Genomic DNA, 16,293 nt, shown 5'->3' on the forward strand with positions numbered 1-16,293 from the left:
CAGGAGGGTCAGTCATGCACCCGCATGTTCATGTGCAGCGCACCCCGGACAAGCCGGCCATCATCATGGCCGGCGGCACCGTCGTTACTTACCGTGAGCTTGACGAGCGCTCCAACCAGGCGGCGCGGCTGTTCCGCGACCACGGGCTGCAGCCGGGCGACCGCGTGGCCTTCCTGCTGGAGAACCACCCGCGCCTGTTCGAGCTGTGCTGGGGCGCGCAACGCTCGGGGTTGATCTACGTGTGCATCAGCACGCGCCTGAACGTGGACGACGCGGCGCATATCGTGGCCGACAGCGGCGCCAGGATGCTGGTCACCTCGCATGCGCAGGCCGCCGTGGCGCAAGGGGTGGCGGCCAAGGTGCCAGGCCTGGTTGCGCGCCTGATGATGGACGGCGCGGTGCCGGGCTTTGCCGCCTACGAGACGGCGCTGGCCCAGTACCCCGGGTGGCGCATCGACGACGAATGTGCAGGCACCGACATGCTGTACTCCTCCGGCACCACCGGCCGCCCCAAGGGTGTCTTCACGCCGCCGGCCAACCAGCAGATCGACGTGCCTGGCTCGCTGGTGCTGATGTGCCAGTCGCTTTACCAGTTCGGCTCAGACACGCGCTACCTCTCACCCGCGCCGCTCTATCACGCGGCGCCGCTGCGCTACAACATGGCCGTGCAGCAACTCGGCGGCACCTCGGTGGTGATGGAGCATTTCGACGCGGAAGCATTCCTGCGCTTGCTGGCAGAGCACCGCATCACGCATACCCAGGTCGTGCCCACCATGTTCTCGCGCATGCTCAAGCTGCCCGAGGCGGTGCGCCAGCGCCACGACGTGTCCTCGCTGCGCTTTGCCGTGCATGCCGCTGCGCCCTGCCCGGTGGCCATCAAGGAGCAGATGATCGACTGGTGGGGGCCGATCATCTGGGAGTACTACGCCGGCACGGAGGGCAACGGCTCCACCGCCGTGGGTTCGGCCGACTGGCTCACCCACAAAGGCACCGTGGGCCGCGCCTCCGTTGGCCAGCTGCGCATCTGCGACGACAGCGGCGCGCTGCTGCCGCCGGGCGAGCCCGGCACCATCTACTTCGCCGAGGGGCGCAGCTTCGTCTACCACAACGATCCCGACAAGACCGCGCAATCGCGCCACCCGGTGCACGCCGGCTGGACCACGCTGGGCGACGTCGGCTACGTGGACGAGGAGGGCTTTCTCTACCTGACCGACCGCAAGGCGAACATGATCATCTCGGGCGGGGTCAACATCTATCCGCAGGAGGCCGAGAACCTGCTGATGACCCATCCCGAGGTCATGGACGTGGCAGTGATCGGCGTGCCAAACGAGGACTTTGGCGAGGAGGTCAAGGCGGTGGTGCAGCCACTCGACATGGCGCGCGCCAGCCCGGCCCTGGCCGACGAGCTGCTGGCCTTCTGCCGCACCCATCTGTCCGCCATCAAGTGCCCGCGCTCGGTGGACTTTGCCGCCGAGCTGCCGCGCCTGCCCACCGGCAAGCTGCTCAAGCGGCTGCTGCGCGAGCGCTACTGGGCGGGGCGGGAGAACAAGCTGGTATAGCTTGCTTGTGTGGCCGGCATGGGGGGAGGCATTGTGGCCGGCATCGAGGCCGCCCGCCCGGCATCGCGGCCGCGTCGCATGCCGGGCGGGCGTTTACGCCATAATCAGCCGTTCGATCCCTGGCGCATGTGGCGCCAGCAGCCGGCAACCATAAGCCGGCGCCGATCGCGTGGCATCCACCGCTCGTGGGTGCCGCCGCCAACAGGAAGACACGGCGAATGGCAACAATCGAGGAGACCAGCGCGGGCCATCGGGGCGCCGCCCGCGCCGCCACGCTGGTGGCAAAGCTGCGCCCGCCCATGCTGACCCCGTTCCAGGTGGAGCGCCGCGCCATTTGCGACGCCGTGTGCGCGGCCGGCTTCGTCAAGCTGGTGCTGGTGCGCGCGCCGGCCGGGTTCGGCAAGACCACCGCCATGCTGCAATGCCGGGCGCGGCTGGACGCCGAAGGTGTGGCCACCGCCTGGCTCACGCTGGACCGCGCGGACAATGACGCCACGCGTTTTCTGGGCTCGCTCGAAGCCGCCTTCGAGCTGGTGCTGCGCAAGGGCGGCGCGCCGCTCGCCGCGGCCCAGCCCGCGCCGCAGTCGGCCGGCGAGCACGCGCTTGCGCTGATCGACCGCATGGCGGCCCACGACCGCCCCTTCACGCTGTTCCTGGACGACTTCGAGGCCTTGCAGAACCCCACCGTGGCCGGCCTGGTCTGGCAGGTGGTGGAGCAATTGCCACCCGGCGCCCGCCTGGTGGTGGGCACGCGCTGGGTGCCGGAGTCCGGGCTGGCGCGGCTGCGCGCGCGTGGCGAGCTGCTGGAGATCGAGCCGGCCCAGCTGCGCTTCACCGCCGAGGAGACCGATTCCTTCCTGCGCCGCGCGCGCGGCCTGGCGCTGCAGCCCGCGGCTATCTCCACGCTGCACCGGCGCACCGAAGGCTGGGCCACCGCGTTGTGGCTGGCGTCGGTGGCGCTGGAGCGGCGTGGCCAGCCGGACGCCTTCATCGCCGGCTTCTCCGGCTCGAACGCCGCGATTGCCGATTACCTGGTGGAGGACGTCTACCTGCACCTGCCCGATGCGGTGCGTGCATTCCTGTTGCGCACGTCAATCCTCGACCAGCTCAGCGGGCCGCTGTGCGATGCCGTGAGCGGCACCGCCGACAGCGAGGAGATCCTCGCCTGGCTGGAGCGGGCCAACCTGTTCCTGATGCCGCTGGATGGCGAGCGCCACGGCGGCGCGGAGCCGCCTGCTCAGGCCCATCAGCCCAATGCGCGCTGGTACCGCTATCACAGCCTTTTCTCCAGCTTCCTGCGCGCGCAGCTGCAGCAGGCCATGCCGCACGAAGTGCCCGCCTTGCAGATGGCCGCCTCGCGCTGGTATGAGCAGCAGGGCCGGCCGGTGCCGGCCATCGAGCATGCGCTGGCGGCCGGCGCGGTGGACCACGCGCTGCCGCTGCTGGCGGGCAAGGTGGACGAGTTGCTGGCGCAGGGCCGCATGCGCCTGCTGACGCGCTGGCTGGACGCGGTGCCGGCCGACGCGCTGGCCGCGTGGCCCAAGCTGCAGATCGCCCATGTGTGGGCGCTGTCGTTTACGCGCGGCCCGGCCGACGCCATTGCGCTGCTGCAGACCATCCCGCTGGCCGGCGCCGAGGGCGACCTGCTGGCGCATGTGCGCGCGCTGCGCCATATGCTGCTGAACATGATGGACCGCTTCGACGAGGCGCGCGCCTGCAGCCGCGACGATCCGCTGCCGCTGCCCATGGGCTATCCGTTCCCGGACTCCATCCTTGCCACCTCGATGGCGCGCATGGCCGCCGTCACCGGCGACTACCGCGAGGCGCGGCGCCTGCTGGGCGTGGCCCGGCAGGTGGTGCGCGGCTCCGACAGCAACTTCAACAAGATCTTCTCGGAATCGGTGGAGGGGCTGATCGACCTGCGCCAGGGCCGCCTGCAGCAGGCGCTGGCGCGGTTTCGCATTGCCGCCAGCACCATGCTGCCGAACCGCTACGGCCCTACCAACGGCAACGCCATGGCCGGCATCCTGCTGGCCGATGCGCTCTACGAGATCAATGAGCGCGAGCGCGCGGAGCGCCTGCTTACAGTGTACGTGCCGCTTGCGCGCGACCTCGGCCTGCCCGACCAGATCATCACCGGCCATACCGTGCTGGCCCGCATCGCCTGCGACCGCGGCGACGTGGACGGCGCGCACGAATGGCTGGCCGCCCTCGAGCACCTTGGCCATCATCGCGGCCTGCCACGGCTGGTGCTGGGCGCCATGCTCGAGCGCGCCCGCCTGGCGCTGCTGCAGGGCAATCAGCATGCCGCCGAGCAAGCGCTGCAGCACGCAGCCGACCCGGCGCTATGGCGCGCGCGTCCCGGCCTGAGCGCGGTCAGCTCTTTTGCCAACGACCTGGAAGACGTGGTCATGGGGCGCCTGCGGCTGGCGCTGTTCACCGAGCCCTGCGTGCGCACGCGCGAGGCCATCGAGACGGAACTCGCCGCCACCGAGCGCGCGCAACTGATGCGCAGGGCGCTCAAGCTGCGCATCCTGCTGGCGCTGGCCTGCCAGCGCAGCGGCGAAGCCGCCCAGGCGTTGCAGGCAATGGGCGAAGCGCTGCGCTTCGGCGCGGCGGAAGGCTTCATCCGCATCTTCGCTGACGAAAGCGCGGAGGTGCGCCGGCTGGTGGCCGAAGCCTGCCTGCGCCAGGGCAGCGCGTTGCCCGCGGGGTACGTGGAGCGCCTGCTGCAAGCCTGCGGCGGCGCGCCGGAGCCGGTGGACCCGGCCGCCATGCAGGCGCGCCATGGGCTGCTGGAACCGCTTACGCCCAAGGAGCAGAAAGTGCTGCAGCTGCTGGCCGAGGGTTTCTCCAACGTGGCGATGGCGGATCGGCTCTTTGTCTCGGAGACCACCGTGCGCACCCACCTGCGCAATATCAGCGCCAAGCTGCGGGCCAGCAACCGCACGCAGGCGGTTGCCATCGCGCGGCAACTGGGTTTGCTGTAAGGAAGCGCGGGCGATTAAGCGAGCCCAGGCAGCGTCCGGGGGGATGGAAACCCCTGCAAAGGGCACTCGGACGTGCCGCTGGCTTGTGGCTTTTCGCGCAAGCCGATAACGGAATCGGCATGGTCATGGCGCTTAGCCGTTCAGCCATTCACCCGTTCACCGGTTCACCCGCTCAGATGCCGATGAACTCCGCATACTCCGCCAGCGGCGCACGCGTGGCGCGCAGCTGGTTGACCGCCGCTGCCGGATCCTCGTAGCCGATCGCCATGCCGGTAAACAGCATGCGTTCGGCGGGCAGGGAGAGGAAGCCCGCAATGGTTTCCGGATACATCGCCCAGCATTCTTGCGCGCAGCTGTCCAGCCCATGCTCGCGCAGCAGCAGCATCACCGTTTGCAGGTACATGCCCAGGTCCGACCATTGCGGCGGGCCCATGCGGCGGTCCACGGTGCAGAACAGCGCCAGCGGCGCGCCGAAGAACGTGAAGTTATTGGCAAACTGGGCAAGGCGCGCCGGCTTGTTCTCGCGCGGGATGCCCAGGCAGCGATAGAGGTCCTCGCCCACCTGGAAGCGCCGTTCGCGATAAGGCGAGACCAGCTCGCGCGGGTAGACGTCGTATTCGGTCCCTTCGCCGCGGGGCGCGCCGGCGACGCGCTCGCGCATGGTGGCCTTGAGCCGCGCCAGCGGCTCGCCGCCCACCACGTGCAGGTGCCAGGGCTGCAGGTTGCCGCCCGATGGCGCGCGCGCGGCCTGCTCCAGCACGTCGCGGATGATCTCCGGCGGCACCGGCGTGGGAAGAAAGCCGCGTACCGATTTGCGGCTCTGGACTGCCATGCTGACTTTCACGCGGCTCTCCTTGGGGCTTGGCAGGGGATCCATTGGGGATCAGATAAAGGGCGGCTCGTTGCCCCAGTCGAAGAAGTCCGGCATGTCCTGCGACACGCGCTCGGGGAAGCTGGCCGGGCGCTTTTCCAGGAAGGCGCTGACGCCTTCCTTGACGTCGGCCGACTGGCCGCGCGACTGGATCGCGCGGCTGTCCAGGCGGTGCGCCTCCATCGGGTGGCTGGCCCCGGCCATGCGCCAGATCAGCTGGCGCGAGATGGCGACGGATACCGGCGCGGCATTGTCGGCGATCTCACGGGCCAGCGCCTGCGCGGCTGGCAACAGGTCCTCGGGCGCGTGCAGCGAGCGCACCAGCCCGCGCTCCAGCGCCTCCTGCGCCGAGAACACGCGGCCGGTGTAGCACCATTCCAGCGCGGTGGAAATGCCCACCACGCGCGACAGGAACCACGACGATGCCGCCTCGGGCGTGATGCCGCGGCGCGCGAACACAAAGCCGAACTTGGCATCGGTTGCGGCCAGGCGGATGTCCATCGGCAACTGCATGGTCACGCCGATGCCCACCGCCGGGCCGTTGACCGCCGCGATGACCGGCTTGAGGCTGCGGAAGATGCGCAGCGCCACGCGTCCGCCGCCATCGCGGTGGGCGGCTTGCTTGCTGGCGCCGTAGCGCTTCTCGTAATCGAAGGTGGAGCCGCCGGAGGACAGGTCGGCGCCGGCGCAGAAGGCGCGCCCGGAGCCGGTGACGATCACCGCGCGGACGTCGTCGTCGGCGTCGGTGGCGTCAAAGGCGTCGATCAGGTCCTGCATCATGCGCGGGGTGAAGGCATTGAGCTTTTCCGGGCGGTGCAGGGTGATGGTGGCGACGCCCTTGTCGACGGCGTATTGCAGGGTCTCGAAGCTGGGGGGGACGGCTGGGTTCGGGGTGCTCATGGCTGGCCTTGGCTCTCTCGAAATGGGTGTGGGTAAGGTAGTGCAGAATCGGGCGCCTGCAATCGTCGAATCCGACGAGGTAGGGACGGCAGTGCCGCCGTAGACTGGCGCCAGGACGCCTGGCGGCCTGAGCCAGGCAGAAGACCGAGCATAGAACACAAAGACCAGAAGCCAGAAGGAACATCATGAAGACGCGCATCACCGAATTGCTGGGCACCCGCTACCCCATCATCCAGGGCGGCATGCAGTGGGTTGGCTACGCCGAGATGGCCGCCGCGGTCTCCAACGCCGGCGGGCTTGGCGTGCTCACCGCGCTGACCCAGCCCACCCCGGAAGCGCTGGCCGCGGAGATCCGCCGCACCCGCGAGCTGACCGACCAGCCCTTTGGCGTCAACCTGACGCTGCTGCCCTCCATCAACCCGCCGCCGTACGCCCGCTACCTCGACGTGATCATCGAAAGCGGCATCAAGGTGCTGGAGACGGCGGGCAACAATCCCAAGGAGCACATCGCGCGCGCCAAGGCGGCCGGCATCAAGGTGATCCACAAGTGCGTGGCGATCCGCCATGCGATGTCGGCCGAGCGCCTGGGCGTGGACGCGGTGTCCATCGACGGTTTCGAGTGCGCGGGCCACCCGGGCGAGGACGACGTCCCCGGCATGGTGCTGATCCCGCTGGCCGCGCGCCGGCTGGGCATTCCGGTGATTGCCTCGGGCGGCATTGCCGACGGGCGCGGCATGGCGGCGGCGCTGGTGCTGGGCGCGGAGGGCATCAACATGGGCACGCGCTTTTGCGCCACGCGCGAGGCGCCGATCCACCACAACGTCAAGCAGGCCCTGGTGGACGCCAGCGAGCGCGACACCAACCTGATCTTCCGCACGCTGCACAACACCGCGCGCGTGCTCAAGAACGCCGTCTCCGATGAGGTCGTCACCATCGAGCGCCAGCCGGGCGGCGCCCAGTTCGAGGACGTCAAGCACCTGGTGGCGGGCGTACGCGGCAAGGCCGCGCTCGCCGCCGGCGAGACCGACGGCGGCATCATCAGCGCCGGCCAGTGCGTGGGCCTGATCGACGACATCCCGACCTGCGCCGAGCTGATCGAGCGCATGGTGGCCGAATGCCGCGAGCAGCTCGGGGTGGCCTCGCGCTACTTCGCAGCCTGAGGCGGCGCAGCCATGGCTGAAGCCAGTCAACCTTCCGATGCCGGCCCGGGCGCAGGGCAATCCGAAGTGGCCGAGGCGCCGCCGCCGGGCTTTGTCGCGTTGCGTGGCGCCAAGGGCTTCCTCGAGAACTTCGGGCAGATCTACGTGGATCGGGAACGGCGCGTAGTGGCCATCCGCATCGGGCCGCATCACCTTAACCCGCTTGGCATCCCGCACGGCGGCATGCTGGCCACGCTGGCCGACACCGCCATCGGCATGATGATGGCGCTGGAGACCGACCGCAAGCAGCCGGCGGTGACGGTCAACCTCAGCATGGACTACTTCGATGCCGCGCGGGTGGGCGACTGGGTGGAGGCGCACGTCGAGTTCGACAAGCTGGGCTCGCGGCTGCGCTTCGGCAGTTGCCGCCTGATGGCCGGGGAGCGCTGCCTGCTGCGTGCCACCGCCATCTTCTCGGTGCTCACGCCGCGCGCGTGATGCGCCGCCGCCGCTTGGGGCGTCGGCCGCGCCGCGCAATCGTCGCTTCCGACGACGCCGGGCGCCCCGCTGCTGCGCCAGAATCCGCAACAGGATAACGAGGCTTGGCCGTGCCCTTCCCAGGACACGGCCATTACGGGCGGGTTCGCCCCGGAACGACAAGAGGAGACGACATGGCAGAGGCATACATCGTAGCGGCCGCGCGCACCGCGGGCGGGCGCAAGGGCGGCAAGCTGGCAGGCTGGCATCCGGCGGATCTCGCCGCGCAGGTGCTGAACGCACTGGTTGAGCGCAGCGGCGCCGATCCGGCGCTGATCGACGACGTGATCATGGGCTGCGTCGGTCAGGCCGGCGAGCAGGCCGGCAACGTGGCGCGCAACGCCGTGCTGGCCTCGAAGCTGCCGGAAAGCGTGCCCGGCACCTCGGTCGACCGCCAGTGCGGCTCGTCGCAACAAGCCCTGCACTTCGCCGCGCAGGCGGTGATGTCCGGCACCATGGACATCGTGATCGCCGCCGGCGTGGAAAGCATGACCCGCGTGCCGATGGGCCTGCCCTCTACGCTGCCCTTCAAGAACGGCTTTGGCAGCTCGATGAGCCCGGCCATGCAGGAACGCTATCCCGGTGTGAAGTTCAGCCAGTTCACCGGTGCCGAGATGATGTCGCGCAAGTACGGCCTCACGCGGGACGACCTGGACCGCTACGCGCTGGAAAGCCACCGCCGCGCCATCGCCGCCACGCAGGCAGGCCGCTTCAAGGACGAAATCGTGCCCGTCGCCGTGCGCGCCGCGGACGGCAGCGCCAACGGCGAACTGCATACGGTGGACGAAGGCATCCGCTTTGAAGCCAGCCTGGAATCCATCTCCAGCGTCAAGCTGATCGAGGAAGGCGGCACCGTCACCGCCGCCAGCGCCAGCCAGATCTGCGATGGCGCGGCGGGGCTGATGGTGGTCAACGAAGCCGGCCTGAAGAAGCTGGGCGTCAAGCCGCTGGCACGCATTCACCATATGTCGGTGCTGGGCCATGACCCGGTGATCATGCTGGAAGCACCGTTGCCGGCAACGCTGCGGGCGCTGCAGAAGGCCGGCATGAAGATCGGCGATATCGACCTGTTCGAGATCAATGAAGCGTTTGCGCCAGTGCCGCTGGCTTGGTTGCAGACCACGGGCGCCGATCCGGCGCGCATGAACGTGAACGGCGGGGCGATTGCGCTGGGGCATCCGCTTGGTGGATCGGGGGCTAAGCTGATGACTACGCTGGTGCATGCGCTGCATGCGCAGGGGAAGCGGTATGGGTTGCAGACGATGTGTGAGGGTGGGGGGATGGCGAATGTGACTATTGTTGAGAGGTTGTAGGCTGATCGGCTGCCTTCGCTGTTTCTTTAAGCGGCGATGGCGCTTGCACCCAAAAGCCATACGACATCCCCCTGCGGGGGCTGCCGGTCACTCTTCTTTGCGTCGGCAAAGAAGACTAACGAGAAGAAAGCCGACCCTGCCGGGAGCAGAGCAATCGGGCTATTTGGGCCTCGGTGGTTGCGTCGTACGGCCCGGAGTGTTGGCTGGCCTTTGCCTTACCGGCTCACAGATCATCATAACTGCATGACCCAATGGTCACGTGGTGGTGCCCCTGATCGCTTTGCGCGGTGACCATTCACACATCTGCCGTTCGCGGTGCGTAGCGCCGCGATCCTGCCTTCCTTGGTGGTTTCGTGGTTTTGTCTCTGGCGGCGGGCGCCCGGCCTATTTGACGCCCTGCCGTACCGGCTCTATCTGCGCCTTGCTCTCGGCTTCCCGGGTTTCGTGGTGGGCACCGTGGCCCGTCCGCGAGGGGCGCGCTCACACCCAAGGCGCTCGCCTTCGAGACAAAACCACGAAACCAGCGACACCCGAAACGGCGCAGCCCCTTGCACCGCGAACGGCAGATGTGTGAATGGTCACCGCAAGCGAGGTCAGCGGCTGCACGACGTAACCCATGGGTCATGCAAGTGCGATGACCTTCGAGCCGGTTGGACACGCCAGCCAACACTCCGGGCCGTACGACGAAACCACCGACGCCAACAAGCCTGATTGCTCTGCCCCCGGCAGGGTCGGCTTTCTTCTCGTTAGTCTTCTTTGCCGACGCAAAGAAGAGTGACCGGCAGCCCCCGCAGGGGGATGTCGTATGGCCCTTGGGTGCAAAAGCCAACGCCGCTTAAAGAAACAGCAACCAACCCCGCAGGGCAATGTCGTACAGCTTTTGGGTGCAAAAGCCAACGCCGCTGCAAAAACGACCAGAAAACGCTAGCCAACCCCAGCCCGGCACCCCTCAAGCAAACGTAATAGCATCCCGCCGATCAACCCGATCCAAATGCGGCAAACTATTAAAACTAAGCAACCTCTGCATCCCACGCCCAGAAATAATCTCGCAAAACGCCGTATTCCGAAACTGCAAATTCAACTCGATCGCAGTCTGCGCCGGCGCACCCAGCAAATCCGCGGTAGCCCGTCCGATCGCCCCGCCAGAACTGACAACCAACACCGCATCCTCTCGCGAAGCCCCTTCCGTGGCATGCAGCAAACCATCGCGGATCCGTCCCCCAAACTCCGCCCACGACTCCGGCATGCCCGTCAGCTGATCCAGCGTCCAGGCCTGATACGCCGCGCGGAATGTGCGCCAGTAGTCGTTGTAGTCAGCGTTCTGGTGCGCGCGATGATCCGCCCCGCCGGTATGGCTGCGGTACAGCGCTTCGCCATCGTATTCGTTAAGGCCGAGGTGGGTTTCGATGTTCGTCTGGACCGGCACATCGCCGGCCCCCATGCCGGCCAGGATCTCCAGCGCGGTGTCCTGCTGGCGCACCAGCGAGCCAGCAACCACCCGCTTGAACGCGACGCCGCGCTCGCGGAAATATTCGCCCAGCCAGCGGGCCTGTTGCCGGCCGGTGTCGGAGAGGCAGTCGTAGTTGGCGGCGCCGAACGAGGCTTGACCGTGCCGTACCAGGAAGAGCGTTGCCATGCGTGATGTCGGCGCCGGTGGGCACCCGGGAAGCGGTAGAACGGGAATCGGCACGCGAACGCGGGGGCGCCGCGCGGGGTGCAGCCATTGTATGAGTGCCGGGCGCGGCGGCCAAGCTAAGCCGCGCCGGATTCATAGCGGTCATTGCCGCGCTGCATTATTCCGTTGCATAGCGGCAGGGTCAGTCCAGCCTTAGTTCGCCCTTAGTCCAGCGTGACGCCGGTGTCCGCGGTCAGCTTGAGCACGCCCGGCAGGTAGGCCTTGTAGGCAGCCACGGCTTCTGCCGGCAGGTTGCCGATCGGCTCCGCACCCATGTCCTCGATGCGCTGGCTGATCTCCGGCGTCTTCACCAGTGCGCTCACCTCGCGGCCCAGGCGCTCGACGATGTCGCTGGGCGTGCGTGCCGGGACCAGCAGCGTGATGGGTCCGGTCAGCTTGTACGGCTCGTCGGGATAGCCGGCTTCGGCAAAGGTTGGCACGTCGGGCAAGGCCTTGGCGCGCCGGGTGCCGGTGACGGCCAGCGCTCGCAGCTTGCCGCTGGCGAAGTGCTGCTTGAGCGAGGTTACCGAGCCAACCGTCATGTTGACCTGGCCGGCGAGCAGGTCGCTCACCATCGGGCCTTCGCCGCGATACGGCACGTGCAGGATATCGACGCCGTAGGTTTTGTCGAGGTAGGCCTGGATGGTGTGCGGCTGCGTGCCCGGGCCCCAGGAGCCCATGCGCAGCTTGCCGGGTTCCTTCTTGGCATAAGCGATCAGTTCCGCCACGGTCTTCACCGGCAGCGTGCCGTTGACGGCTAGCACCGTGCGCGCCATGGCGATGTCGGACACCTGGCGCAGGTCGGTGCGCGGGTCGTAGGGCAGCTTCTTGTAGAGGGCGAGATTGGCGGTGATGGGACCGGGGATGGTCAGCAGCAGCGTGTAGCCATCGGGCGCCGACTTGGCCACGTAGTCGGTGCCGATGATGCCGCCGGCGCCGCCTTTGTTCTCCACCACCACGGTTTGTCCCAGCCGCTTGCCCAGGCCTTCGGCCAGCGTGCGCGAGAGCGTGTCGGTGAGGCCGCCGGCCGGGTAGGGCACGATCAGGTGCAGGGGCTTGGCGGGATAGCTGGCTTGCGCCTGGGCTGCCAGCGGCAGCAGTGCCGCGCAAGCGCAGGCCAGCAGGACGGCGGCCTTCCCGCAGAACGGGCTGCGTATTGTCATGTCTTGTCTCCTCGGGGTTTTATAGGATCCGGCGCGCGCTCCGAGCAAAATGCGCGCGCCGATATTGGGCAAGGCTTGATGACGGCGGGAAACCACGCGCGGGACCGCGCGTTGTGTGTTGTGATGTTACGGCGTCAGGCCGGCAGCGCGAGGTAGCCGGCCACCAGCCTGGTCATCTCGCCGGGCAGCCGTTCGTCGTCGAGCGGCAGCGGGCCCGCGTCGTTGAGGATGGCATTGACCACGATGCTGAACACGGCTTGCATGGCAAAGCGCACGCGCATCTCCGCCTGCTCTGGCGGCACCGGCATGCGCGGCACCAGCAGCGCCACCATGCGTTCCACCACGTCTTGCCCGCTTTCGCGATGCGGCAGCCACTCTTCCGGGCGGACGGAGGCGTGCTTGAGCGATGCCTTGATCACGCCGCGGTTGGCGTGGCAGCCGACCACCACGTAGCGCATGATTTTTTCCAGCATCACATCGGTGGGCACGTCCTCCCAGCGTTCCACGCGCAGGTAGCGCGCCACGGAATCGCCGGTTTCCTGCATCACCAGCGCGCGCAGGGATTCGAAGAACGCCTGCTTGTCGCGGAAGCGGCCGTAGAAGGCCCCGACCGACACTTCGCAGGCGGAGGCGATCTGCGCAACCGACACCGCGGAGAAATCCCGCTGCGCCAGCAGTTCGCGGCCGGCGTCCAGCAGAGCCTGCTCGGTCTCGCGCGCACGGCGCTGGCGCGGTGGCTGCAGGATCGACGGGGTCGCTACGGTAGGGAATGCGGAAGTCCCCTTGGACGGCTTGGCGGGGGACGCGGCAGAGGACGAGAGGGGCATGTTAATTCCGTATGCGAATTCTGATTCGGTTTTGTGAACCATATGGTTACCACGGCGTTTCGTCAAGAAACGGTCTACATTTCCAATATGTGGAAATACATTCCGTTCTTTGACACAGAAAATGACGCCGCCCACACTGCGGTGCAAGGAGACAAGATGAACACGTCGGTCGAACAGTTCATAGCCGAGCGCAGGAAAGAGGACCCGTCCTTCGGTGGCTTGCTGGCCAAGGGCTTTGCCTTGCTGCGCTGCTTCATCGACGAGCCGCGTCCGCTTGGCAACGGCGAGCTCGCCGAGCGCCTGCAGATGCCTCGCGCCACGGTGTCGCGTATCTGCCGCACGCTGTTCGAGCTGGGCTATCTGGATTGGGACCCCAAGCTCGACAAGTATTTCGTCGGCGCCCAGGTGCTGGCCCTGGGTTATCCCTACCTGGCCGGGCTGCCGGTGCGTCACGTGGCACGCCCGCTGATGCAGGCGCTGGCGGATCGTATCGAGGGTGCCGTATCGATGGGCGTGGCACATCGGCTGGACGTGACCTACCTGCAGAGCTGCACGCATCACGAGGGCACGGCTGCACGCCCCGGCGTGGGCGCGGTGCGCTCGGTGCTCAGCACCGCGATGGGCCGTGCTTTCCTGTGCACGCTTTCCAAGAGCGAGTTCGAGCAACTGATGCAGGCCGCTCGCCACGAACGCGCCGAGGAGTACGCCGCCTGCTACGACACCATTTGCCACAACGTGGCGCATTACCCCAAGCGCGGCTTTGCCATCAATGAAGGCGACGCCGGCAGCGGCGTGCATGGCGTGGGCGTGTACTCGCGCATCGTCTACCTGAACCGCCCGCTGCTGTTCAACTGCGCGATCGCCGGCTCGCAAATGCGGCGCGGCATGCTGGAAAAGAAGATCGCGCCGCTGCTGATGGAGATGACCCGCACCATCGAATCCATGACGGGCCTGCGGCAATAGCAGCGCCGGCAGAGCAAGAAACACGAAGCTACACGAACGCATACGAAGCCACACACAGCGCCGGTACAGGCGCAAACAAGACAAGCCATTCAAGGCCATCCGGAGACAACGCCATGCCCAATCTAGATTTCCTGCTGAAACCGCGTTCGGTCGCGGTCATCGGCGCATCCACGCAGCCCGAGAAGGTCGGCGGCATGCCGATTCGCCTGCTGCGCGAGCTCGGCTACGCCGGGCGCATATTTCCCGTGCATCCCACCGCCGGCGAGATCCAGGGCTTGCCCGCTTACGCGACGCTGGCCGCGATTGGCCAGGGCGTCGACCTGGCCATCGTGGCGGTGCCGGCGGTGGCGACGGAGTCCGTGATGGCGCAACTGGCGCGAAACGGCACGCGCGCCGCGATCTTCTTCACCTCGGGCTTTGCCGAAGTGGGCGATGAGGGCCTGGCCATGCAAGTGGCGCTGGCCGAGAGCGCGCGCCGCCACGGCGTGGCCCTGCTCGGCCCCAATTGCCTGGGCGTGATGAATCTGCGCGAGCGCATGTTTGCCACCTTCTCGCCGATCCCGCTGACTGGCGTGCCGCCCGCGGGCGACGTGGGGCTGGTCAGCCAGAGCGGCGCGTTTGGCGCCTACGCCTTTGCGCTGGCGCGCGAGGCCGGGCTGGGCCTGAGCCATTGGGTGACCACTGGCAACGAGGCCGGCCTGCAGGTGGCCGATGTGATCGAGTGGATGGCGCAGGACAAAGATACCCGCGTGATCCTGGCGTATATGGAAGGCTGCCGAGATGGCGCGCGCTTGCGCCAGGCGCTGGCCGCCGCGCGTGCCGCCGGCAAGCCTGTGGTGATCACCAAGGTGGGCACCACCGAGGCAGGCGCGCGTTCGGCGCAGTCGCACACGGCCAGCCTGGCAGGAGAAGATGCGGTGTATCAGGCGGTGTTCGACGAGTACGGCGTGCATCGTGCCCATACGCTCGAGGACTTCTTCCGCCTCGGCTACACGCTGTCACGCGGGCGCCGGCCGGCGCGCTGGGACAGCCCGAGCGGGTTGATGGCCGACGCGGTGGCGCCGGTGGCCATCGTCACCGTGTCCGGCGGCGTCGGCATCATGATGGCCGATCGCGCCGAAGAACTTGGCATGCCCATGCCGCCCATGCCCGCGGCAGCCGCCAAGGCGCTGCGCACGAGCATCCCCTTTGCCAGCACCGCCAACCCGATCGATGTGACGGGGCAGGTGGTGGCCCAGCCCGCCGTGCTGCTCGACGCGATGGCCGGCGTGGCCACCTGCGGCGAGTACGGCAGCGTGGTGGCCTTCCTCGCCGGTGGCGCCAACGCGCCGCGCTTGTGGGAAGAACTGCAGCGCACCATCGGCGCGCTGCATGAGGACAAGCGCGCCGCGCCGCTGCTGCTTTCCGGCGTGGTCGACGACGACAAGCGGGCGTGGCTGGAGGCGCATGGCTGCCTGGTGTTCCGCGAACCTGCCCACGCCATCGAGGCCGTGGCCGCGCTGGCCCGCGCGGCAGCGTGGGAAGCCGCCGCGAGCGTGCCAGTTGCCGAGGCCGAGGCCGCGGCGCCGGTCGCCGCGCTCCTGCGCGATGTGCCGGACGATGCCAGCGCGCTGTCCGAGTTCGACGCCATGCGCCTGCTGGCGGACGCCGGCGTGCCAGTGGCCGCGCACGGCCTGGCACGCGACGCCGATGAAGCCGTGGCGCTGGCGCAGCGCATCGGCTACCCGGTGGCGGTAAAGCTGTGCTCGGCACAGGTGTTGCACAAGAGCGACGTAGGCGGCGTGGCGCTCAACCTGACGGACGACGCCGCGGTGCGCAAGGCCTTTGCCGCGATGCAGGCGGCGCTGGCCCGGGCCGACGCCAGCCTGCCCTTCGAGGGCGTGCTGGTGGCCCGCATGGTGCGCGGCTGGGGCGAGCTGATGGTAGGCGTGCGGCGCGATCCGGTCTTCGGGCTGGTGGTGCTGGCCGGCATCGGTGGCACCGCGGTGGAGATCTTCCGGCAGATGGCCTTCGGCCTGGCGCCGTTGTCGCCCGAGCGCGCCCGCGCCATGCTCGAGCGCAGCCGCGCGGCGGTGCTGTTCGCTGGCCATCGCGGCAACCCGGTGCTGCCGCTGGCACAGGCAGCCGACCTGCTGGTGCGCGTGTCGAAGGTGGCCGCGGCGCTGGGTCCCCGGCTCGACACACTGGAGATCAACCCGTTCATCATCGGCGCCGATGGCGCGGTGGCTGCGGACGCCGTGATCACCTTGCTGCCGGCGGGCGGGCCGAGGGCATGACCGCGATGGCGTAGTAACGAAGCTTGACCCCACCGCGCAATCCGATACCGGCACAGACCGGACGCGCGGATGGGGAACCA

General features: G+C 68.2%; 12 protein-coding genes. 7 read left to right on the forward strand and 5 right to left on the reverse strand.

All coding sequences use genetic code 11. The features are described from left to right. The first annotated feature begins 14 nt into the window (after positions 1 to 14). Together AC1RQK_RS33400 and AC1RQK_RS33405 are read left to right on the forward strand one after the other, a co-directional pair. Complete coding sequence (locus AC1RQK_RS33400; protein ID WP_492813659.1) at positions 15 to 1,559, forward strand: AMP-binding protein; 1,545 nt, start codon at positions 15 to 17, stop codon at positions 1,557 to 1,559. A 218-nt stretch (positions 1,560 to 1,777) separates the two neighbouring features. Further along, positions 1,778 to 4,549 (forward strand): winged helix-turn-helix domain-containing protein, encoded by a 2,772-nt coding sequence (locus AC1RQK_RS33405; RefSeq protein WP_492813661.1) that lies wholly within the window; start codon positions 1,778 to 1,780, stop codon positions 4,547 to 4,549. A gap of 172 nt (positions 4,550 to 4,721) precedes the next feature. On the opposite strand, the gene AC1RQK_RS33410 is transcribed toward AC1RQK_RS33405, so the two are convergent. Both AC1RQK_RS33410 and AC1RQK_RS33415 read right to left on the reverse strand, forming a co-directional pair. After that, entirely contained in the window at positions 4,722 to 5,393 is a 672-nt protein-coding gene (locus AC1RQK_RS33410; RefSeq protein ID WP_458764515.1) for a nitroreductase, read from the reverse strand. Between the two features lie 39 nt (positions 5,394 to 5,432). Next, positions 5,433 to 6,320 (reverse strand): crotonase/enoyl-CoA hydratase family protein, encoded by an 888-nt coding sequence (locus AC1RQK_RS33415; RefSeq protein WP_492374209.1) that lies wholly within the window; start codon positions 6,318 to 6,320, stop codon positions 5,433 to 5,435. A 185-nt stretch (positions 6,321 to 6,505) separates the two neighbouring features. On the opposite strand from AC1RQK_RS33415, the gene AC1RQK_RS33420 reads away from it, so the two are divergent. From AC1RQK_RS33420 to AC1RQK_RS33430, 3 genes are all read left to right on the forward strand, one after another. Next, positions 6,506 to 7,480, forward strand: a complete 975-nt coding sequence (locus AC1RQK_RS33420; protein WP_492374210.1) for an NAD(P)H-dependent flavin oxidoreductase — start codon at positions 6,506 to 6,508, stop codon at positions 7,478 to 7,480. Between the two features lie 12 nt (positions 7,481 to 7,492). Further along, entirely contained in the window at positions 7,493 to 7,957 is a 465-nt protein-coding gene (locus AC1RQK_RS33425) for a PaaI family thioesterase (protein ID WP_492813664.1), read from the forward strand. Between the two features lie 173 nt (positions 7,958 to 8,130). Continuing rightward, the gene (locus AC1RQK_RS33430; protein WP_150985268.1) at positions 8,131 to 9,309 is read left to right on the forward strand and encodes an acetyl-CoA C-acetyltransferase; all 1,179 of its coding nucleotides are present in this window, start codon (positions 8,131 to 8,133) and stop codon (positions 9,307 to 9,309) included. 949 nt (positions 9,310 to 10,258) lie between these two features. On the opposite strand, the gene AC1RQK_RS33435 is transcribed toward AC1RQK_RS33430, so the two are convergent. The 3 genes from AC1RQK_RS33435 to AC1RQK_RS33445 all read right to left on the reverse strand — a co-directional run bounded on the left by AC1RQK_RS33435 (position 10,259) and on the right by AC1RQK_RS33445 (position 12,974). Beyond that, positions 10,259 to 10,945: a histidine phosphatase family protein gene (locus AC1RQK_RS33435; RefSeq protein ID WP_492813666.1), complete on the reverse strand. Its 687-nt coding sequence runs from the start codon at positions 10,943 to 10,945 to the stop codon at positions 10,259 to 10,261. 203 nt (positions 10,946 to 11,148) lie between these two features. Continuing rightward, a complete protein-coding gene (locus tag AC1RQK_RS33440; RefSeq protein ID WP_458764519.1) occupies positions 11,149 to 12,147 on the reverse strand; it encodes a Bug family tripartite tricarboxylate transporter substrate binding protein in 999 nt (332 codons plus the stop codon). 134 nt (positions 12,148 to 12,281) lie between these two features. Then, positions 12,282 to 12,974 (reverse strand): TetR/AcrR family transcriptional regulator, encoded by a 693-nt coding sequence (locus AC1RQK_RS33445; protein WP_492374215.1) that lies wholly within the window; start codon positions 12,972 to 12,974, stop codon positions 12,282 to 12,284. A gap of 156 nt (positions 12,975 to 13,130) precedes the next feature. On the opposite strand from AC1RQK_RS33445, the gene AC1RQK_RS33450 reads away from it, so the two are divergent. Continuing rightward, positions 13,131 to 13,937, forward strand: coding sequence for an IclR family transcriptional regulator (locus AC1RQK_RS33450; protein ID WP_150985276.1), 807 nt, complete (start codon positions 13,131 to 13,133; stop codon positions 13,935 to 13,937). A gap of 113 nt (positions 13,938 to 14,050) precedes the next feature. Next, the gene (locus AC1RQK_RS33455) at positions 14,051 to 16,213 is read left to right on the forward strand and encodes an acetate--CoA ligase family protein (RefSeq protein WP_492813669.1); all 2,163 of its coding nucleotides are present in this window, start codon (positions 14,051 to 14,053) and stop codon (positions 16,211 to 16,213) included. Positions 16,214 to 16,293: the final 80 nt, after the last annotated feature.

Source organism: Cupriavidus sp. GW822-FHT02D05, assembly GCF_058802485.1.